The 20,379-nt window shown below is 57.9% G+C and carries 23 protein-coding genes and 2 tRNA genes; 18 read left to right on the top strand and 7 right to left on the bottom strand.

The features are described 5' to 3' along the window. Positions 1-296: 296 nt before the first annotated feature. Together ACIPIN_RS24515 and ACIPIN_RS24510 are read left to right on the top strand one after the other, a co-directional pair. A tRNA-Glu gene (locus tag ACIPIN_RS24515) sits at positions 297-372 on the top strand. A 2-nt stretch (positions 373-374) separates the two neighbouring features. Next, positions 375-450 (top strand) — tRNA-Gly (locus tag ACIPIN_RS24510). A 59-nt stretch (positions 451-509) separates the two neighbouring features. On the opposite strand, the gene ACIPIN_RS24505 is transcribed toward ACIPIN_RS24510, so the two are convergent. Beyond that, positions 510-1,373 (bottom strand): helix-turn-helix transcriptional regulator, encoded by an 864-nt coding sequence (locus ACIPIN_RS24505; RefSeq protein ID WP_401123222.1) that lies wholly within the window; start codon positions 1,371-1,373, stop codon positions 510-512. A 436-nt stretch (positions 1,374-1,809) separates the two neighbouring features. Between ACIPIN_RS24505 and ACIPIN_RS24500 the strand changes: the two genes are divergently transcribed. From ACIPIN_RS24500 to ACIPIN_RS24445, 12 genes are all read left to right on the top strand, one after another. After that, positions 1,810-2,001, top strand: a complete 192-nt coding sequence (locus ACIPIN_RS24500; protein WP_401123220.1) for a Flp family type IVb pilin — start codon at positions 1,810-1,812, stop codon at positions 1,999-2,001. 156 nt (positions 2,002-2,157) lie between these two features. Then, positions 2,158-2,349, top strand: coding sequence for a Flp family type IVb pilin (locus tag ACIPIN_RS24495; RefSeq protein ID WP_401123218.1), 192 nt, complete (start codon positions 2,158-2,160; stop codon positions 2,347-2,349). 30 nt (positions 2,350-2,379) lie between these two features. Then, entirely contained in the window at positions 2,380-2,910 is a 531-nt protein-coding gene (locus tag ACIPIN_RS24490; protein WP_401123215.1) for a prepilin peptidase, read from the top strand. Between the two features lie 2 nt (positions 2,911-2,912). Further along, positions 2,913-4,247 (top strand): AAA family ATPase, encoded by a 1,335-nt coding sequence (locus ACIPIN_RS24485; RefSeq protein WP_401123213.1) that lies wholly within the window; start codon positions 2,913-2,915, stop codon positions 4,245-4,247. A 15-nt stretch (positions 4,248-4,262) separates the two neighbouring features. Further along, on the top strand, positions 4,263-5,075 hold the full coding sequence (gene cpaB / locus ACIPIN_RS24480; RefSeq protein ID WP_401123211.1) for a Flp pilus assembly protein CpaB: 813 nt from the start codon (positions 4,263-4,265) through the stop codon (positions 5,073-5,075). A 78-nt stretch (positions 5,076-5,153) separates the two neighbouring features. After that, complete coding sequence (locus ACIPIN_RS24475) at positions 5,154-6,497, top strand: pilus assembly protein TadG-related protein (protein WP_401123209.1); 1,344 nt, start codon at positions 5,154-5,156, stop codon at positions 6,495-6,497. Between the two features lie 8 nt (positions 6,498-6,505). After that, positions 6,506-6,991, top strand: a complete 486-nt coding sequence (locus ACIPIN_RS24470) for a TadE/TadG family type IV pilus assembly protein (RefSeq protein WP_401123208.1) — start codon at positions 6,506-6,508, stop codon at positions 6,989-6,991. Then, positions 6,991-7,485, top strand: coding sequence for a TadE/TadG family type IV pilus assembly protein (locus ACIPIN_RS24465; protein ID WP_401123206.1), 495 nt, complete (start codon positions 6,991-6,993; stop codon positions 7,483-7,485). The genes ACIPIN_RS24470 and ACIPIN_RS24465 overlap by 1 nt, the downstream gene beginning before the upstream one ends. Next, positions 7,479-8,699, top strand: coding sequence for an AAA family ATPase (locus ACIPIN_RS24460; protein WP_401123203.1), 1,221 nt, complete (start codon positions 7,479-7,481; stop codon positions 8,697-8,699). The genes ACIPIN_RS24465 and ACIPIN_RS24460 overlap by 7 nt, the downstream gene beginning before the upstream one ends. A 3-nt stretch (positions 8,700-8,702) precedes the next feature. After that, on the top strand, positions 8,703-10,145 hold the full coding sequence (locus ACIPIN_RS24455; RefSeq protein WP_401123200.1) for a CpaF family protein: 1,443 nt from the start codon (positions 8,703-8,705) through the stop codon (positions 10,143-10,145). Next, positions 10,142-11,128: a type II secretion system F family protein gene (locus ACIPIN_RS24450; RefSeq protein ID WP_401123197.1), complete on the top strand. Its 987-nt coding sequence runs from the start codon at positions 10,142-10,144 to the stop codon at positions 11,126-11,128. Before ACIPIN_RS24455 ends, ACIPIN_RS24450 begins: the two co-directional genes overlap by 4 nt. 29 nt (positions 11,129-11,157) lie before the next feature. Further along, positions 11,158-12,126 (top strand): type II secretion system F family protein, encoded by a 969-nt coding sequence (locus ACIPIN_RS24445; protein ID WP_401123194.1) that lies wholly within the window; start codon positions 11,158-11,160, stop codon positions 12,124-12,126. 189 nt (positions 12,127-12,315) lie between these two features. On the opposite strand, the gene ACIPIN_RS24440 is transcribed toward ACIPIN_RS24445, so the two are convergent. From ACIPIN_RS24440 to ACIPIN_RS24430, 3 genes are all read right to left on the bottom strand, one after another. Next, positions 12,316-12,588, bottom strand: coding sequence for a DUF3613 domain-containing protein (locus tag ACIPIN_RS24440; RefSeq protein ID WP_401123192.1), 273 nt, complete (start codon positions 12,586-12,588; stop codon positions 12,316-12,318). A gap of 18 nt (positions 12,589-12,606) precedes the next feature. Further along, entirely contained in the window at positions 12,607-13,317 is a 711-nt protein-coding gene (locus tag ACIPIN_RS24435) for a tetratricopeptide repeat protein (RefSeq protein ID WP_401123190.1), read from the bottom strand. Between the two features lie 122 nt (positions 13,318-13,439). Next, a complete protein-coding gene (locus tag ACIPIN_RS24430; protein WP_401123188.1) occupies positions 13,440-14,681 on the bottom strand; it encodes a type II and III secretion system protein family protein in 1,242 nt (413 codons plus the stop codon). Between the two features lie 967 nt (positions 14,682-15,648). Between ACIPIN_RS24430 and ACIPIN_RS24425 the strand changes: the two genes are divergently transcribed. The 4 genes from ACIPIN_RS24425 (at position 15,649) to ACIPIN_RS24410 (ending at position 18,788) form a co-directional block, all read left to right on the top strand. After that, entirely contained in the window at positions 15,649-16,428 is a 780-nt protein-coding gene (locus ACIPIN_RS24425; protein WP_401123186.1) for a transporter substrate-binding domain-containing protein, read from the top strand. A gap of 57 nt (positions 16,429-16,485) precedes the next feature. Then, positions 16,486-17,214, top strand: coding sequence for an ABC transporter permease (locus ACIPIN_RS24420; protein ID WP_401123184.1), 729 nt, complete (start codon positions 16,486-16,488; stop codon positions 17,212-17,214). After that, on the top strand, positions 17,211-17,921 hold the full coding sequence (locus tag ACIPIN_RS24415) for an ABC transporter permease (RefSeq protein ID WP_401123182.1): 711 nt from the start codon (positions 17,211-17,213) through the stop codon (positions 17,919-17,921). The genes ACIPIN_RS24420 and ACIPIN_RS24415 overlap by 4 nt, the downstream gene beginning before the upstream one ends. Positions 17,922-18,023: 102 nt before the next feature. Then, entirely contained in the window at positions 18,024-18,788 is a 765-nt protein-coding gene (locus tag ACIPIN_RS24410) for an ABC transporter ATP-binding protein (RefSeq protein ID WP_401123180.1), read from the top strand. Positions 18,789-18,898: 110 nt separating this feature from the next. Here ACIPIN_RS24410 and ACIPIN_RS24405 read toward each other — a convergent pair whose 3' ends face one another. The 3 genes from ACIPIN_RS24405 to ACIPIN_RS24395 all read right to left on the bottom strand — a co-directional run bounded on the left by ACIPIN_RS24405 (position 18,899) and on the right by ACIPIN_RS24395 (position 20,284). Next, positions 18,899-19,126, bottom strand: a complete 228-nt coding sequence (locus tag ACIPIN_RS24405; RefSeq protein ID WP_401123178.1) for a hypothetical protein — start codon at positions 19,124-19,126, stop codon at positions 18,899-18,901. 11 nt (positions 19,127-19,137) lie between these two features. After that, positions 19,138-19,764: an alanyl-tRNA editing protein gene (locus ACIPIN_RS24400; RefSeq protein WP_401123176.1), complete on the bottom strand. Its 627-nt coding sequence runs from the start codon at positions 19,762-19,764 to the stop codon at positions 19,138-19,140. A 121-nt stretch (positions 19,765-19,885) separates the two neighbouring features. Next, positions 19,886-20,284: a PA2817 family protein gene (locus ACIPIN_RS24395; protein ID WP_401123175.1), complete on the bottom strand. Its 399-nt coding sequence runs from the start codon at positions 20,282-20,284 to the stop codon at positions 19,886-19,888. Positions 20,285-20,379: the final 95 nt, after the last annotated feature.

Here is a 20,379-nt window from a genome sequence, read left to right as displayed (position 1 = left end):
GCGCTGTCTATATAGCTAATGTGTGGATGGGTGCACATTGCCATCATCTGCTGGAGAGGACTATAGCGCCTTGGCGAGTGACAGAATATAGGCGTCAAACCCCGGTCGGACGAAAACCCGGAATTGCCCCTCAAAGGGCGGCGAAGTCATTGATTTAAATAAATTTATAGTTGGGGGTTGACGACCCCTCAATCCATCCATAGAATGCGCGCCACTTACAGCGTAAAGCGTAAAGCGTAAAGCGAACAGCGAACAGCGAAACGCGAAACGCGGTAGGGAGTGAATGTTGTACGTGTGTCCCCTTCGTCTAGTGGCCTAGGACACCGCCCTTTCACGGCGGTAACAGGGGTTCGAGTCCCCTAGGGGACGCCATTGCGGGAATAGCTCAGTTGGTAGAGCACGACCTTGCCAAGGTCGGGGTCGCGAGTTCGAGTCTCGTTTCCCGCTCCATATTTAACAAAAACGCCGCTCATTGAGCGGCGTTTTTGTGTGCGCGTTATAAAAGTGCCTCAGCCTCCGAGGCTATGAATCAGGCTATCGAGTACTTCGGCGGTTGTGTCATCCAGCTCTGCTGCTACCGACGCTCTGAGATGGTGCGCCAGGCGGTATTCGCTCGGTGTGCAGTTGGTGAACTGCTTGAAGGCACGAGCGAAATAGGACGGATCCTTGAAACCCGCCTCATAGCCGATGCTGGTGATGGGCATCTGGCTGTTGTCGAGCAATTCCTTCGCGAAGTTCATGCGCTTGTTCAAAATGTAATCCGTGAAGCCGAGCCCGTAAGTTTCCTTGAACAGGCGGCTGAAGCGAAATGCGGTCATGCCGAAGCGCTTCGCCAATTCCCTCTGGTCGATGGTCTCCCGAAAGTGCTGGTCGATGTACAGCTGTACATTGCTGAGTGCCTGGTGTTTTTGGTGGCCCGGCGTCATCCGGATGCTGCCCGGAAGGGTCGGGGAATGGTCGATCTGCGTTGTCTTGCGTTGATCGTTAACATTGCGGCGCAGCTCGTAGAGTTGCACCAGAGCCGTCAGGTAGCGATTCCTCTCGGAGGCTGAAAGGGGGAGCACCATGTATTCCCAGACACAAGAACGCATGGCCCATACGGCCAGTTCTTCGGAGTGCTGCACGGTGAACATGGTGATCGGGATGGTGGGGATGGTGCGTTTGATCTCCAGCAACATCCTCAGGTCCGGTGTGTCAGGGCGATCAAAGTGAATGCAGATCATGTCTGCCTGCACCTCGCTCGGAAATACGCTGTCTTTCGCCAGTTTGCAGTCGCAGACGTCCTCGAACTGCGTGATGAGTTCGGTTGTGGACCGATCGTGGGTCCGATCGAACCAGAGTAGTGATGGTTTCCTGATCACGTTCGACGTCATGTATTTGGCTCTGGGCTCTGAGGTACTTCGTGCCTCCATCCGCTGAGTAGTATTGTCAATGTGATATCACTTTGCAGACTAAATCCTGATAAGAAAAACCGAATTTAGTTCTATGCGCTCTATGTTTCGCCTGGAAGCCAGCGCCGGGCAGCTATTTATGGGTTTATTTACGGTGCGCTCGGGATCAACCGTTCGTCGCTTGCGCATCAAGGACAATGGCATTTACGGGCCATTCCTTGTTTTAGCCTTTCCTTTTCTTTCCTTTTCTTTCCTTCTGCGGACGCCGATTACCCGGTCGTTGGCAGCCCCCGCAAAATAGTCCTAGCGATGCGCAAAATCCTCCTAACCCCCATGGCGGCACCCTGACTAAGGTATTAACAAGCAGTGCATAAGGTGCTGCTCCCCGGAAGAACAACACTCGAGTGAGGTGGGCAAAATGACTCTGCAAACAATCAAGACTTCGGTACTGAAATTCGCCAAAGATGAAGACGGTCTGACCATTGTGGAATACGCGGTGGCGGGTGGTCTGATTACGGTTGCTGTTGCCGCAATATTTACTCTTTTGGGCGGTGCAGTGAATACCAGGATCACAGCGCTGTGCGCTGCCGTAAAAGGTGCTGCGTGCTGATATCGAAAACTCACGGTGGGGGGACGTGGCGACGTCCACGGAGCAACCGGTTGTTACTGTTTTGCTGGTAGAACGATCGGTTAACTCAATGAACTTCGCGCTGTCCCTGCCACTGTACGTTCTGAGCTGTATGGCTGCAGAAGTGAGGTACGCAAAATGACTCTGCAATTAATAAGAACTTCAGTACGCAAGTTCGCCAAAGACGAGGATGGCCTGACCATTGTGGAATACGCGGTGGCCGGTGGGTTGATTACGATCGCTGTTGTCGTTGCGTTCACTCTACTTGGCGGCGCAGTGAATACCAAGATCACGGCGCTGTGCGCTGCGGTTAACGGTGGTGCTTGCTGATAACGATAATTCCCAGTCGGGAGACGCGCCATGTCCACGGAACTGATGGTATCGACTGTTTTACTGATAGGACTTTTGGGCGTGGCGGTGGTGAGCGATCTGCTTCGCCACCGTATTCCCAACCTGCTGATTGTGTTGGGTCTTGCCCTGGGATTGGCTAGTCAGACTTATTCAGGGGGTGTCAGCGGATTGGGAGATAGCCTGCTGGGCATCTTGATCTGTTTTGCGCTGTTTCTACCCATGTACGTCCTGGGTGGCATGGCCGCCGGTGACGTCAAGTTGATGGCCATGGTCGGCAGCTTTCTACCGTTCCATTACGCGTTGTGGGCTGCATTATTCAGCCTGATAGCCGGTGGCGTGTGCGGTTTCCTGATAGTGCTGGTTCGCGGTCAATTGTTTCAGACCCTGGGGCGCTATTGGTTGATTCTGAAGGCACAGGCCTATCTGGCACCGACTGCCGATGAAGTCGCCGGCAAACCTTTCCCTTATACGATTGCCATTTTGCTCGGCACTTTAAACACCGTTCACTGGCAACTCTTTGCCAGTGGGTTGGGAGGTTAGTCATGCACGTCATCGTCGATAGTGATGCCTACCAGAATGAGCGAGAAGCGGTGCAGCGACTGGCTCCCCAACCGTGCACTATCAGCGAGACGGGGCTGACAGACAGCTTTCTCGGCGAGTTGGTGTGCAAGCATTTGTACGACGCCGGTGTGCTGGACATGCCGCGGCTGGTAGAGCGCCTCGCGCTGGCCGGAGTCGTAATGGAAGAGGTCCTGGCGTTTCTGCGCAAGGATGGTCGTGTCGAAGTGCTTGGACAGATGGGGGCGCAAACAGGAGGCGGTCAGTCGCTGCGTTATGGCCTGACTGAACGCGGTCGCAGTGCCGCCCGCGATGCCCTGGCGCGTAGCGGTTATATCGGAGCGGCGCCGTTCCCGGTGAGTTCCTACCGTTCCCTGCTCAAGGTGCAGACCATTCACCATGGACGCATCAGTGCTCACGATATGCGCACGGCGCTTAACGGCGTAGTGCTCACGGAGGGGATGCTCGATCAACTGGGTGTGGCGCTGAACTCCGGGCGCGCGATCATGATTTATGGCCCTGCGGGTACCGGCAAGACCTATGTCAGCAGTCGGCTGATTCGCCTGTTCGCCGAGGCCATCTGGGTGCCCCATGCCATCGTGATCAACGAGTCGGTGATCGAGATCTATGACCCGCAGGTACACCAGCGGCTGGATGACAGCAGTCAACAGAACAATCTGATGCTCAACGAAGGGATCGACCGTCGACTACTTTGCTGCAAACGCCCGATTGTCATCACGGGCGGCGAGTTGAGCATGGAACAGCTGGACGTTCGCTATGACCCTTTCACCCGTCAGTACCAGGCCGCCTTGCAGCTCAAGGCCAGCAATGGCCTGTTCATCATCGACGACATGGGGCGCCAGCGCATGGCCCCCGCCGAGCTGTTGAATCGCTGGATCGTCCCGATGGAAGAGAAGCGTGACTTCCTCAATCTCGGGGGCGGGCGGCATTGCGAGCTGCCGTTTGATTTGATTCTGGTGTTCTCCACCAACCTCAATCCCCTGGAGCTGGCCGATGAGGCCTTCCTGCGGCGGATTGGCTACAAGCTGCAATTCGGTTACCTGAAGCCCGAAGAGTACGAACGGATCTGGCAACAGGAGTCCGAGCGTCTGGGCATACGTTATGACCCGCTGCTGGTGCGTTACGCACTGCAGAGACTTTACGCCATTGAAGGCATGCCCCTGGTGCCTTGCCACCCCCGCGATCTCCTGAACATGGCGCTCGATCGTCAGCGTTACCTGGGCGGTTCCGGGCCACTGTCGCCGCAGGAACTGGAATGGGCCTGGCACAACTACTTCGTCCAGCTCGACTTCCTTTGAGTAGGAGATACAGACATGAGTTCTCGTACTGTCACCCTGATTGGTATTTCCCTGGTCATGGGCCTTGGCGCCGCATGGATGGCCAACTCCTGGCTGAGCGCACGGCTCAATGCCAGCCCGGATGATCATCTTCGAAGTGTGGTAGTCGCCACGGTCGAGATTCCTTTCGGGCAGATGGTCGAGGCCCAGCAGGTCACGACCGTGCGCATGCCCATGGATACGATCCCGGACGATGCCTTCGATTCCAGTGACAAGGCGGTGGGCAAGATCGCCACGTTCGACATCCTGCGGGGCGACATTGTACGTGGCGCACGACTTAGCGAGCACCTGGGGGGCAGCACCCTGGCCTCGCTGATTGCGCCAGACAAACGTGCCATTTCGGTACGGGTAGACGATGTGGTTGGTGTTGGCGGGTTCCTGTTACCAGGTAATCGGGTCGATGTGCTGGCGACCAAACACACCGATGGCAGTAGCAACAACGCCGTGTCCAGGACCATCCTCGAGAACTTGCGAGTGTTGGCGGTGGATCAGACGGCGGGTACCGACAAGACCCAACCGGTGGTGGTGCGTGCAGTGACGCTGGAGATGACAGCTACTGAGGCGGAAGCCCTGGTTACGGCGCAGACGGAAGGGAAGTTGCAACTGGCTCTGCGCAACCCGCTGAACCTTACGAAAAAACCGACCGCTGCGCCTGTTGCGCCTGTTGCGCAGGCCATCGCTATGGCCACCGAAACTGCGCCAAGGCGCGTGGTGCACCGTAGCGGCAGTGGTGGCGGGGCTATCACCGTTATCCGTGGCATCGATGCCCATGTAGTCAATGTGCGCTGACAGGGCGCATTAGTTTCCTGGGCACCCAGGTAGTGGCGGAGCCGATCCGGGTCCGTATCGGCAAATGAGGGCTTGACGATGAATCCTCGAATTCAACGGCCGTTTCCGGTAACGCCAAGGCGCCAGCGGGGATCGGTGACCGTTCTGATGGTAATCGCATTGGCGGCGATCTCCATGATGGCGGCATTGGCGCTGGACGGCGGCCACCTGCTGCTGAACAAGACACGCCTGCAGAATGCGGTGGACGCCGCGGCCCTGAGTGGCGCCAAAACCCTGAGTCTGGTGACAGGCGGTACCAGCATTGCCAGCGTAACGCGCACTGCCGCGCTGAACACGCTGACGCTTAATGCCAATGCCACTGGCAATACTGAATTGGCAACGGCCATTGGCGGCAGTGCAGGCACATTTGCTGTGGTGGAACTGGCCAACAACGTCTATGGGCCGTTCTCCTACCCGGGGCCGGCGAATGCCACTTATGTTCGGGTAACGGTACCGAACTATAGCCTGACCGGTTTTTTCTGGAACTTCGTCCAGACATTGGGCGCTGGCGGTCTGGGCAACAAGTCGGTGGCGGCGATGGCCACTGCCGGCCCCAGCCCCACCAGCCCTTGCGATCTCGCGCCATTGATGGTCTGTGGTGACCCGACCAAATACAGCCCGAGCACCGGTGTGTTCTGGGGCTATCAATTTGGCGATTTGCAGGATTTGAAAACGGGCTCGGGTACTACATCCCCCATTGGCCCAGGCAACTTTCAGCTGCTCGATTTTGGTTCGGGTGGCAGTACGGTCAGGCAGGACCTGGCCGGAGGCGGCTCGGTGTGCCGCAGCGTCGGGCAAAATGTCACGACTGCACCGGGCAACAAGGTTGGCCCGACGTCCCAGGGTTTGAACACCCGCTTTGGTCAGTACAACGGACCGGTCAGTGCTTCGCAGTATCCGCCAGACCTGATCGTTAGCTACAGCACACCCGTGATCAGCTGGAACAGCTCAAGCACACCGCCACGGGCGGAGTACAAGGGTCAACCCGTCATTTCGAGCAACGGCACGCTCACCGCTGGCGGCAAGGCGGTACTTGGTTATAACGACTGGCTGGCGAGTTCCGCGGCATGTATTGCCGGTTCAGGCACGGGTTGCCAGAGCGGTGGGGTCTACGAACGACGGATGCTGAAAGTCGTGATAGGCAACTGCACTGGGCAAAACAATGGTGCGACCTCGATTCCGGTCCTGGGTTTTGGCTGCTATTTCGTGGTCCAGCCGGCCGGTAGCACGGGAAGTACCTCGGAGATCTTCGGGCAGTTCGTCAAGGAGTGCCAAGGCGACAACGTGCCTGGCCCCAATCCTTCGGGTGATACCGGCCCGCAGATCATTCAGCTCTACAAAACCTATATCAATGGCAGTGGCACTCCGAGCACTGACTCTTAGGAGGCGTCATGAGACTTCATGCGTTGAAACAGCCAAAGGACCAGCAAGGAATGGCATTGGTGGAATTCACCATCGCCCTGCCGTTGTTGCTGCTGCTGTTGCTGGCCCTCGGCGAGTTTGGCCGAATGCTCTTTCAGTACAACACCCTGTTGCAGGCCAGTCGTGATGCCGGCCGTTACGTCGCCAGCCAGGCCTGGAACTCGACGCTCGGTGCTGTTGATCTGACCACCAACACAACGCTGGTGACCCAGACGAAAAACGTGGCGGTCTATGGCGTGCCTGCCAACACGGGGACGCCTGTAGTGTCAGGGTTGACGACCGGCAACGTGGCGGTCGCCGCAGTGGGCACCGACCATGTACGGGTCACCATCACCTATACCTTCTGCCCGGTGATTGGCGCTGGTGCTTGTACCGGTTCGATTACCGGGCTCTTTGCCAATACGATTGCGCTGAGTATTCCGCTGGTCGCCACGACTGTCATGAGGGTGCTGTGATGAATCGCAAATACATGCGCGGGGTCTATGTGGTGGAGTTCGCCTTCATCGGCTTGCTGGTGTTCATTCTGTTGTTCGGCGTGCTGGAAATGGGCCGCCTGTATTTCACGGTGAATGCCCTCGATGAATCCGTGCGACGCGGCGCGCGCCTGGCAGCGGTGTGCAATATCAGCGATCCGATCGTGTTGCAGCGGGCAATTTTCAATGCCGCGGGCAATACGGGCACGAGCCAGCTGATCACCAATCTGGGCACTGGCAACCTGACGCTGACCTACCTGGACGCGAACGGTGCGCTGGTGGCCAACCCTACCGACACCGTCAGCGTCACCGGATTCCGTGCCATCCGTTATGTCCAGTTGAGCCTGCAAGGCTACGTTTTCAATCTGTTTATTCCCGGGTTTGGTGTGCCGATTACCCTGCCGGTCTTCAGGGCGACCTTGCCACGCGAAGCCCTTGGGCATCATTCCGAATCGGGGGAGGTCACTCCATGCTGAACATAAAGGAAACTTCATTAACCAATGCGACCGGCAAACCCGGGCTGCGATTGCTGATCAGCAGCCGTGATGCCACGGCGTTGCGTGATCTGCAAAGCGTTTGCCAGCGCATGCCCAGCCTGGAGGTGAGCACGCGCCTGGTGAGTAATGGGCATGTCGACCCGCTCTACGGTCTGGAGCGGATGCCCGATCTGCTGTTGGTACGTGTTAGCCATCTGTGGCGCGAGGAGCTGGCGGCACTGTTACAGCGTCCGGCCCATGAGCGTCCGCCGCTGTTGGTGTGCGGTCTGTTGAGCGAGCAGGACAGCATGCGACTGGCGATGCAGGCCGGTGCTCGTGATGTCCTGCCGGAGCCGATAGTCGAGACGGAATTGGTCGCCGCCTTGAGTCGTCTGGTGGCGGAGGTCCGTGTCAGCAGCGGGGCAGAAGGCAAACTGATCGCCGTGATGAGCGCCAAGGGCGGCTCCGGCGGTACGTTGCTGGCCTGCAACCTGGCTCACCAGCTCAGCGTCAAGAGCGGCAATACCCTGCTGCTGGATATGGACCTGCAATTTGGCAGCGTCACTAATTATCTGGATGTGGCGCAGTCGCACAGCCACCTTGAGGTGTTGCAGCAGGTCGAGGGCATGGACGGCGTAGCGCTACGCGGTTTTTGCAGCCACTTCAGCCCGACCTTGCATGTGCTGGGTGGCCGGGCTGGTGAGCTGTGTCTACCGCAGGATGCCCATCCAGAACAACTCGATGCGTTGTTGCAGTTGGCCCGCGCAAGCTATGACTGGGTGGTGGTCGACCTGCCACGGCAAATCGACCACCTCACAGGCGCAGTACTGGAGCAGGCGGATCGGGTGTACGTCGTGGTGCAGCAGAGCGTCAGCCATCTGCGGGATGCCAGCTCCTTGATGCGGATTCTTCGTGAAGACCTGGGCGTGCGCGGGGATCAATTGCAGGTGGTGGTCAACCGCTATGACAAGGCGGCAGCGATCAGCCTCAAGGATATCGGCGAGGCACTGCGCTGCGTGAACCTGTTGAAATTACCCAACGACTTCAACCTGGTCAGCCAGAGCCAGAACTCTGGCGTGCCGTTGGGGGTGCAAGCGCCGCGGGCTCCGATCACCGTCGCCGTGCGCGAGATGACCGAGGCGTTGGTCGGCAATCAGATGGCCGGGAACAAGGGCTTACTCAAACGTGCCTTCAACCGTTTTTTCGGGGGATGACCCATGATCAGCGACTTTCGTAACCGCTTGCGCAAACAGTCCGGTAAACCCGCCGCATCGTTGTCTGGTCAGCAGGGCGACGACCTGCTGGATCCAGCGGAGGAATTGATGGCGTGGGAGCGTGCAGCACCGGACATTCTTTATGAGACCAAGAGCCAGGTCACCCCGGTGGAGGCCGAGTGGCGGGAAAAGATCTACCAGCAGTTGCTCAAAGTCATGGACCTGTCCTTGCTCGATTCCCTTGAGCAGGCCGAGGCCACGCGGCAGATTCGCGAGATTTGCCAGCGTCTGCTGGATGAGCATTCAGCGCCCGTGAGTTCGGTCAGCCGCCAGTTGATCATCAAGCAGATCACCGACGAGGTGCTGGGCCTTGGCCCTCTGGAGCCGTTACTGGCGGATCACAGCGTGTCCGACATTCTGGTCAACGGCTATGCCTCGGTCTATGTCGAGCGCTTCGGCAAGTTGCAGAGGACCGATGTGCGCTTTCGCGATGATCAGCACTTGCTGAATATCATCGACCGCATCGTTTCCAGTCTGGGGCGGCGTATCGACGAGTCCTCGCCGTTGGTGGACGCCCGGCTCAAGGACGGTTCGCGGGTCAACGCGATCATTCCGCCGCTGGCCATCGACGGACCGAGCATGTCGATCCGCCGCTTTGCCGTGGACCTGCTCAACACCGATAGCCTGATCCAGGTGGGGACTTTGACCCCGGCCATTGCTTTGCTGCTCAAGGCGATTGTTCGTGGACGCTTGAACGTATTGATCTCCGGCGGTACCGGCAGTGGCAAGACCACCATGCTCAATGTGCTGTCCAGTTTCATTCCGCAAAACGAACGGATCGTCACCATCGAAGACTCGGCCGAACTGCAACTGCAGCAGCCCCATGTGGTGCGTCTGGAAACCCGCCCTTCGAATATCGAGGGACGTGGCGAGGTGGGCCAACGGGAGCTGGTGCGCAACAGTCTGCGGATGCGCCCGGACCGCATTGTTATCGGCGAAGTACGTGGTGCCGAGGCACTGGACATGCTGACGGCCATGAACACCGGCCACGACGGCTCGTTGACCACGATCCACGCCAATACCGCGCGTGATGCGCTGGGACGGATCGAGAACATGGTGTCGATGACCGGTGCCACTTTCCCGATCAAGGCCATGCGTCAGCAGATCGCTTCAGCTATCGATGTGGTGCTCCAGCTGGAACGTCAGGAGGATGGCAAACGACGTCTGGTCAGCGTGCAGGAGATCAACGGCATGGAGGGCGAAATCATCACCATGACCGAAATCTTCTCGTTTGCACGCAGCGGCATGGGCGAACACGGCGAAGTGCTCGGCGATTATCGCCCCAGCGGCATGATCCCGTCCTTTCGCGATGTATTGGCCAAGCGCGGCATCGAGTTGCCCCTCACCTTGTTCAGGCCTGAGTGGATGGAGGCACGGCAGTCATGAACCATATTTCCGGTGAATTCATTCTGATCTTCCTCGGTATGGTGTTTATCGCCGTCTTCCTCCTGGCCCAGGGCGTGGTGGTGCCGGTGTTCGGTGAGGCGGGCAAGATGCGCAAGCGCATTCGCGGCCGCCTGCATGTGCTGGAGAAAGCCAACAATCTGCCGAACATGCAAACCGTGCTGCGGCAGAAATACCTGACACGCTTGTCGCCACTGGAGGCCAGGCTTGAGCAACTGCCGTTTATGGCGGATCTGACACAGCTGATCGAGCAGTCCGGACACGAATATCGGGCCTATCGGGTGCTGTTGCTCGGGATCGCCATGGGTGTGGGTGCAGGAACCCTGGCCTTGTTGCTCTCGTCACCCTGGTGGATGGCGCTGGCAGTGGCTTTTGGGGCGGCCTGGCTGCCGTTGCTGAAAATCCTCCGTGACCGCAACAAACGCTTTGCTGAGTTCGAAGAGGGCTTGCCGGACGCTCTGGATGCCATGTGCCGAGCCCTGCGCGCCGGGCATCCGTTCAATGAAACCCTGCGTCTGGTCGCCGAAGAGCACAAGGGGCCGGTGGCCCATGAGTTCGGCCTGACCTTCGCCGATATCAACTATGGCAACGATGTACGCCGGGCCATGCTCGGACTGCTGGAGCGTATGCCGAGCATGACGGTGATGATGCTGGTGACGTCGATCCTCATCCATCGCGAGACCGGCGGCAATCTGACGGAGGTGCTGGAGCGTTTGAGTCGGTTGATCCGCGGGCGCTTCCGCTTTCAGCGCAAGGTCAAGACCTTGTCGGCCGAAGGGCGAATGTCGGCCTGGGTGCTGGTGTCCATTCCTTTCGTGCTGGCGGCGGTGATCCTGGTCACAACCCCCAGCTACTTGCCTGTGCTGATCAATGACCCGATCGGCCATAAGCTGATCATCGGGGCTTTCTGCGCGATGTTGGTCGGGATTGTCTGGATACGAAAAATCATCCGGATTCAGGTGTAAGCAGTTTTCGCTACGTGGAGGCACAGGTCATGGACTATTTGCTCGGGTTGTTCAGTCGAGTAACGGGTAATGAGGCGCTGGCGCGCCTGTTATTCGTCAGTGCGATAGGGGTGAGTACGGTGCTCGCGGTCGTCACCGTGATATTGCTGCTGTTGGGTCTTCAGGATCCGATGCAGCGTCGTCTTGCGCTGATCAAGCGCGGTCATTACGGGAGCGCAGCGGGGTCGGACGCGCCGGGTAATCTGCAACTGTTATTGGAACGGGTCGGCCAGCGTTTTGGCTCAGCCGACGCGGCTCAGACGTCCGCAACCCAGCTCTTGTTGATGCATGCGGGGTACCGCTCGTCTTCGGCGGTGCAGATGTACTGGGCGGTGCGTTTGCTGTTGCCTTTGATATTGGTCGGCATTGCGCTGCTGGTGTTGCCGCTGATTCCCAGGCTTTCTCTAGTTGTGGGCCTGCTGCTGGTGATCATGGCGGTCGCTGTCGGTTGGCTGCTGCCAGCGCTGTATGTCGGCAAGCGCAAGCAGATGCGCCAGGCCCGGCTGCGTGCCGCGTTTCCGGATGCCCTGGATTTGATGGTGGTCTGTGTGGAGTCGGGGCTGGCCTTGCCCACGACCATAGAACGGGTGGCTGAGGAGATGGCGGTCAGTCAGATTGAGCTGGCTGAGGAGTTGGCGTTGGTCAATGCGCAAATACGCGCCGGTATTACCAGTACCGAGGCGCTGAAGCAGCTGGCCGTGCGCACCGGGCTGGAAGATCTGCAAGGGTTGGTCAGCCTGTTGGCGCAGAGTATCCGCTTTGGTACCAGCGTGGCCGATACCCTGCGCATTTATGCCGATGAATTCCGTGACCGGCGTACGCAGGCAGCTGAAGAGATGGGGGCGAAAATCGGTACCAAACTGATATTCCCACTGATTTTTTGTCTGTGGCCGAGCTTCTTTCTGGTCGCCATTGGGCCGGCCATGCTCGGGGTGCTCAAAGCATTCGGGAGTCCATGAGATAAGCGGGAGTAGTTTGCTGTGGAGCAGGATGGCGCTGCTTTCGGAGCACATGGTGGAGCAAGTCTTATGTGGGTCAGGCCGGCGCCTGATCCACTTTTACCCTTTTATCCACGCACGTTATTGGCCCCAGCGTTCTAGCCAGGTAACTCTGGACTACGCCAGAGGCTGATTACCCACTGATGTATCTTATTTGCTGCTGGTGCTCATACTTCCCGATACCTTTTGCTCATAACGTTCAGGAATCGGGTAGGTGAAGCTATTCAGCCAGCGTTGCATGGACAGGTCACGTTCGGTGGACGAGACGGTTTGCAGTTTAGGGGAGGCAACTACGCCGCGAATCTGTAGTTGCAACCATTGCTCCGTGCCTTGTTGCGGCACCGAAGAGGGGCCCGGCTCAATCGCCCAGGCGGTCGTGGACAGGCAAGCCATGCACACTATCAACAGCCTCTTGGTATTCATCTCGACTCCTCGTAGTTTCTACTTGGTCGCACTGGGGGAGGCATCAACTACCTCTGTCATGCGATTTCCCTCGGACGCCACCACTTTTTTAGCGGGGGCCTTGAGTCTTTCCGCGCGAGCTTGAGCGTCGCTGACTTGCTTGGGGCTCAGGCTGGCGCGGTTCGCGAGTTCGGCAGCCTGCTTCCAGTTATCCTGATAGATCAGCAGTGTCACCAAATTGAGTGCCGCCAGTGAGTCGGACTGCTTGAGCTCCATGGCGGTCAGAAACTGAAAGCGTGCTTCATTAATCCGACGCTGATTGAGGTAGACGACCCCCAGGTCATTACGGATTTTATCGTCGGTGGGGGCCATCCTCATTGCACGCTCAAGGTGATCCACGGCGGCCGCGTTATCATTTCTGGCGGCGGCCAACTGGCCCAGACCATGCTCACCTTCAGCGGCCAGACAAGTGCCGAGCAGGCTCTTATACAGCGGCTCTGCGTCGTTACGACCCAGCAGGCGCAGGACTCGAGCCTTGCGCAGGCGAACCTGGGGCAGATCCTCAGGCAACCCTTCCAGATTCGCCAGGCTGGCATACAAACGGCCATCGCTGGTCATGTCGTCGGCCAGATTCAGGGACAACTGCTGATCCGAACCTGGACTCGCGCAGCTACTCGGTCGCGAAGACAGGCCATTTGTGGCACAACCTGCGAGCATCATTGTCGCCGCTATTGCAATGAGCGCTTTCATTGAGTGTCCTCTGGCTACAACACGTTGAACGCCTGGCCAATGGCAACCAATCCGGCCGGGGACGCGCTCAAGGTCACCGTCGTTACGGGTGATGGCGAGACAGCTCTGGTTCAGGCTCGGGCTCATTGCGAGAGTCCCATGCGACTGTCGAAGTCGCCGCTGTCGAGGAAGTACATGCGGTAGAAGTTCGGGTCGTAATTACGCAGTTGCTCACCCGGTAATGACGGTAGTTGTGCGTTGGCTGCCAGCGGTTGAACCAGGTGCGGGGTGACGATCATCAACAGTTCGCGCTCTTCACGGTTGATGGTGTTATTGCGGAAGAACGCGCCGAGAATCGGGATATCGCCCAACCCCGGAAACTTGTTCACCTGGGAGCTGTTTTTGTTGCTGATCAGGCCGCTGATGACAAAGCTTTCGCCATCGGCCAGGGAAATGCTGGTGTCGGTACGTCGCACGGTCAGCGCCGGGACTACGGTGCCGGCGATCTGCACGGCGTTGGTGAAATCCAGCTCGCTAACCTCTGGTGCTACTTTCAGGGTTATGCGATTTTTCCCTACGATGGTTGGGCTCAGGGTCAGGCGGACACCGAACTCCTTGTACTCGATGGAGAAGTTGTTGCTGCTTGAACTGGGCACCGGAATCGGCACTTCACCACCGGCCAGGAAGCTCGCACTCTGTCCGCTGAGTGCCACCAGGCTCGGCCGCGCCAGGGTGTAGGCAAAGCCACTGCCTTCCAGCGCATTGATCATCGTCAGCACATTACCGCCGCCAAAGCCGATATTGAAAGTGCCGTTATTCAGCGGGATGTTTGGCGCCAGACTACCAATGTGGCCGGGGGTCACAGTCACCCCGGGCACAGAGCCCGGCGAGCCGAACAGAAAATTGCCGCTTTTGCCGAAGATCGACGTGCTGGCCTCTTTCAATTTGGTGCGGCTGACTTCGACGAAGCGAATATCGGTTTGCACCTGGCTCGGCAGCAGCGGGTCTTCAGAAGGCACCGTCGACACGCTGGTCAGCGCTGCGGTGGCCTTGCCCTTGACGAACACCATGCTTTGGCGCGGCGTCGGCGAACAGGCGGTCCAGACCATCAGGCTGGTGGCTCCGGGAGCTATACCCGTGAGTATGAAGGAGTTGCTGCTACTGGTTTGCACGTCGGCAACTTTCGGGTCGCCCACTGCCAACTGCTTGATCGGCACTGGCATGCGCAACTCATCCTGAAGTCCCTGACCGACCTCGAACACGGCGGGCAGGCTTGCCAATTGCGAGCAATTGTTTGCCGCGGCCTGAGCCGCGTCCACTCCAAGGCCCATCCACAACAGGCCATGGATAATTCGTTTGAAAGCGGGCACGGTTCGATAGCTCATTAAGTGCATCCTCGCTGAATAGGCCATCTGAGGGCCAACCTGGTTACCTTGGATCGCTTCAAGGGGCCCGGGCCGGCCCTCCACTTCGCCAGACCACTAACCATTAATGGCCCCGACAATATTCCTTGGTGCTGCGCGCGAGCAGGCGCAATACGCTGGTGACTGACCAGCGAGCGACCTACGCTAAAACTGTCGTTAGTGCTCCAGATAGCTGAGCTCAGGACACGCGAGGTTTTTTTGCCAACCTTGTCTGGCTCGGACAGGCTACCGACCAGAGCGATAGGCACAGGCTCGACAGCAACAGTGTCTATAAACAGCACTGTCAGCCGACGTGGTTTCCCCCAAAAGTAACTGGCAATCAGGGCACAAAGCAGGAAAACGCCAGCCAGGATCATAGTGAGGTAACTCCTTGTGCCAATCCGCTATCTGATCGCTGAACAAAACGTCGACAACTCAAGCCGGTATGCCTTTGTTCTTGTTTGAAGGTAGTTCAACCAAGGCAAAGCGCCATGATTTAGAAGAAAAACTTCAGTGCAAATGTGGGCGCGTTGCTGTTTTTCGAATCGTGCACTCAACCCGCGAGGCGGCCCCACGACGGGGTATTTCCACACGTAATACCCCCATTCAAATTGTTACCGGATGCACCAACACGGCGCAAAGCGCGGCTCAGGTAACAGTCGCGAGCGCGGCTCGACAACCCTCGAGAATTTACGGGGCATTGCTGAAGCCCCGTTCCAGAGCCCTTCCTGTTGCTTTAAAGGGTTTCTTCAGCTCCCGTTCAGCGAGTTGGCTGGTTGATTGCATATGCTTGTATGTACAAGTAAGTGTGTGTGCGTAGGAGCCTCCAAGAGGCGTTGACGCGCAGCACTGCTTTGAGGTTTTGGTTCAGGTTCACAGCGTTGCACGCATTCCAGTAACAGCACCCATGCGCCGCAAGCGCCCATAGTGGTTTTAGGAATTGATAATAATGAAAAGAACATTGCTGACCCTTTCTGCTTTGACCTTGTGCATGGCCGCAGGCGTAGCCACGGCTAAAGAGTACAAAGAGCTGCGTTTTGGTGTTGATCCGTCGTACGCACCGTTCGAATCCAAAGCGGCTGACGGCAGCCTGACGGGGTTCGATATCGATCTGGGCAACGCGATCTGCGCCGAGCTGAAGGTCAAGTGCAAATGGGTCGAGAGCGATTTCGACGGCACGATTCCAGGCTTGAAGGCCAACAAGTTCGACGGCGTGATCTCTTCCATGACCGTCACCGAAGCCCGCGAAAAAGTCATCGACTTCTCCAGCGAGCTGTTCTCCGGCCCGACCGCTCTGGTCTACAAAAAGGGCTCTGGCGTTTCTGACGTGGCCTCGCTCAAGGGTAAAAAAGTCGGCTACGAGCAAGGCACCATTCAGGAAGCCTACGCCAAGGCTGTACTGGACAAGGCCGGGGTAGAAACCAAGGCTTACGCCAACCAGGACCAGGTCTATGCCGACCTGACTTCCGGTCGCCTCGACGCTTCGGTGCAGGATATGCTGCAAGCCAAACTGGGCTTCCTGAAGTCGCCACAAGGCGCCGACTACGATGTCAGCAAGCCGATCGACGATCCTCTGCTGCCAGCCAAAACGGCGGTGGGTATCGCCAAAGGCAACACAGAACTCAAGGCGTTCATCGATAAAGGCCTCAAGGCGGTACACGATGACGGCACCTACGACTTGATCCAGAAGAAACACTTTGGTGATTTGAATCTCTACAGCGGCAAGTAATGCCCCGGCGCCCGTCCTCAGGATGGGCGCTTTTTTATCGCTATAGGTCTCTGAATTATGTTCGAAATACTTTTACAGACACTCGGGCTCTCCGCGTTCAGCTTGAAGGGGTTCGGCCCTCTGTTGCTGGAAGGCACCTGGATGACCGTCAAGTTATCGACTCTGTCGCTGTTGTTGAGTGTTCTGCTCGGCTTGCTCGGCGCCAGTGCCAAACTCTCCAGCGTCAAACTGCTACGGATTCCGGCCCAGCTTTACACCACGCTGATTCGCGGTGTACCGGACCTGGTGCTGATGCTGCTGATTTTCTACAGCCTGCAAACCTGGTTGACCAGTTTCACCGAGGCGCTGGGCTGGGAATACATTGAGATCAATCCGTTCGGTGCGGGGATCATCACCCTGGGCTTTATCTACGGTGCCTATTTCACCGAAACCTTTCGCGGCGCGATCCTCGCTGTGCCCCGTGGGCAGATGGAAGCGGCCACCGCCTACGGCTTGAGCCGCGCTCAGCGTTTTCGCTTCGTGGTATTCCCGCAGATGATGCGTTTCGCCCTGCCAGGTATCGGCAATAACTGGATGGTGATCCTCAAGGCCACGGCGCTGGTGTCGATCATCGGCCTGGCTGACCTGGTAAAGGCCGCTCAGGACGCCGGTAAAAGCTCCTATCAACTGTTCTTTTTTCTGGTGTTGGCAGCGCTGATCTACCTGGTGATTACCAGCGCGTCGAACTATGTCCTGCGCTGGCTCGAACGGCATTACGCGGCAGGTTCCCGGGAGGCTGTACGATGATTGAACTATTGCAGGACTACTGGAAGCCCTTCCTCTATAGCGACGGCTACCACATCACCGGCCTGGCCATGACCCTGTGGTTGCTCAGCGCCTCGATCTTCATCGGTTTTGTGGTATCGATTCCACTGTCGATTGCCCGGGTTTCCAACAAACTCTACGTGCGCTGGCCGGTGCAGTTCTACACCTACCTGTTTCGTGGCACGCCGCTGTATATCCAGTTGCTGATTTGCTACACCGGGATCTACAGCCTGGCCGCGGTCCGCGCGCAGCCGGTGCTCGATGCGTTCTTTCGCGATGCGATGAACTGCACCATCCTCGCCTTTGCCCTGAACACCTGCGCTTACACCACGGAGATTTTCGCCGGGGCGATTCGCAGCATGGCCCACGGCGAAGTCGAAGCCGCGAAGGCCTATGGTCTGACGGGCTGGAAGCTCTATGCCTACGTGATCATGCCGTCGGCATTGCGCCGCTCGCTGCCGTATTACAGCAACGAAGTGATCCTGATGCTGCACTCGACCACCGTGGCCTTCACCGCCACCGTCCCGGACATTTTGAAAGTCGCTCGCGACGCCAACTCGGCGACCTTTTTGACTTTTCAATCGTTCGGCATCACCGCGTTGATCTACCTGACCGTCACCTTTGCGCTGGTCGGTCTGTTCCGCATCGCCGAACGTCGTTGGCTGGCCTTTCTTGGCCCGGCTCATTAGGACTTAGTGCTTCAACGGCCGCTCATCAGGCCGCGGGTTTCATCGCCGTTTGCGACGTCTACGCAGCGGCGATCCATTTTCCCTTTGAGGATGCTTGCGCACATGTACAAATTGACTGTTGAAGAACTACACAAAAGTTACGGTAGCCACGAAGTGCTCAAGGGCGTTTCCCTGAAGGCCAAAACCGGTGACGTGATCAGCCTGATCGGCGCCAGCGGCTCGGGCAAAAGTACCTTTTTGCGCTGCATCAACTTTCTCGAAACACCCAACGACGGCGCCATGAGCCTGGACGGCAAGCAGATTCGTATGGTCAAGGATCACCACGGCATGCGCGTGGCCGACGATGCCGAACTGCAACGTCTGCGCACTCGCCTGGCGATGGTGTTCCAGCACTTCAACCTGTGGGGTCACATGACCGTGCTGGAAAACATCACCATGGCCCCGCGCCGGGTGCTGGGTGTCGGCAAGAAGGACGCGGAAGATCGCGCCCGACGTTATCTGGACAAGGTCGGCCTGCCGGCCCGTGTGGCGGATCAATACCCGGCGTTCCTGTCGGGCGGTCAGCAACAGCGTGTCGCGATTGCCCGCGCACTGGCCATGGAACCGGAAGTCATGTTGTTCGATGAACCGACCTCGGCGCTGGACCCGGAACTGGTGGGCGAAGTGCTCAAGGTGATCCAGGGCCTGGCCGAAGAAGGCCGGACCATGATCATGGTGACCCACGAAATGAGCTTCGCCCGCAAAGTGTCGAATCAGGTGCTGTTTCTGCATCAGGGGCGAGTGGAGGAAGAGGGCGCGCCTGAAGACGTGCTGGGCTCTCCGAAGAGCGAGCGTTTGCAGCAGTTCCTCAGCGGCAATCTGAAGTAGCCAGCGCCGGGCAGTCTGGGCCTTGAGCGACGGATTAGTCGCTCAAGGCCGAGTTTTGCCTGGGGGCTTTGGGGTGCAGACCAGAGCGTGGGAGCGATCATAAGTGCCACTCAGTCGGTACATTTAAAAAAAACGGGCGATCCGAATAAGATCGTCTGTTTTTTACATCGAAGCCTGTACCTGTAATCGTCGCCCAACGACGTCACCATCACCCGCGACAATTCACTGTAAACGCCCTCGCTAAGCGCCAGACTCTCCAGTAGTTGGGTCGCGGTGCGGATGCGATAGGCATCGGCTTCATGCAACACGTCCAATGGTGCTTCGGTGTCGATCAGCATCGCCGAATGATTCAGCCCACCTCGTAGCGGACCGAAAGCGTGCCCTTCTTCTGCGAAAGGGCTGCGATAGTGACTGTGCCTAATTCCTGTAGGCGCCTTACATGGGTACCGCCGCAGCCGTAGGCGGGCAGTTCACCGAAGCCGATTTCACGCGAACCTTCGCGCAGCGAAGTCAGGCGTGGCAGATTGTTGGCGATCCACTGGGCGAGGGCTTGCTGGATCGTTTCGGCTTCCAGTTCCTGGGGAGTTTCACCGGGTGTGAAGGTGACCTTGCCTTCGCCCGGCCAATGATGGGCCTTGATCGGTGTCCAGCCTTTGGTTTCGAGGAAGTGCCCGATCAAATGGCCGGCCGAATGCAGGCGGGTATTAAGTTGACGGCGTTGTTCGTCGATCTTGATTGAGGTCATGCCCGGGCTTACCGGTTGGTCGACGTAGTGCACGATACGATCCTGCTCCTGCACGACTCGCGTGACCTGGCTTTGGCCAATCCAGCCGGTATCACACGGCTGACCACCGCCCTGGGGATGAAACAGCGTGGCGCGCAGGACCACGGCGAACTCGGTTTCACAGGGCGTGCACGTGAGGACTTCCACATTGGCACTGAGGTCATCGCTATGGAAGAAGAGGCGAAGTGTCATATTTCATTCCCTATTGAAATTGATGCTTTGATTATTTGAAGGCTGCGATCCTTTGATCTTTCCTATAAAAAAACGGCCCGCATGGTTAACCATGCGGGCCTTTTGCATTTCTGATCAGGGATCAGTGCTTGCTGTCCTGATTCGACAGTGCCAGTAGTTGTTTTTCCTGGTTCCAGTCGAACGGTTCGTCATTCTGTTCGGCTTCGAAGCGACGCTCTTCCAGGGCTTGATACAGGTCGATTTCGTCATCAGGCATGTAATGCAGGCAGTCGCCAGCGAAGTACCACAGCAGGTCGCGTGGAACCAGATGGGCAATTTGCGGATAACGGGCGATGACCTGACAAAGAATGTCCTGACCCAGGTATTGGCTTTCGATCGGATCGATTGGCAGCGACGCACGCAGTTCGTCGAAGCGCTCCAGGAACAAGGCATGGCTTTCGTCTGGAACCTGCTCGGCTTCACCGACAGCGACCAGGATACTGCGCAGGAGGTCGAGCTGGACGAGAATTTGGTCGAGCATAACGGGAGTCCTCTAGAACTAAAGCAAAACGGGCGCCGGAGTATATAGCTCCCGCGCCCGCTTTTCATCATTGACCCGCTGGACGAGCAGCCGCG

The organism is Pseudomonas sp. NPDC087697, assembly GCF_044743155.1.
Taxonomy (GTDB): domain Bacteria; phylum Pseudomonadota; class Gammaproteobacteria; order Pseudomonadales; family Pseudomonadaceae; genus Aquipseudomonas.
This window is presented reverse-complemented; position numbering and strand designations above follow the sequence as displayed.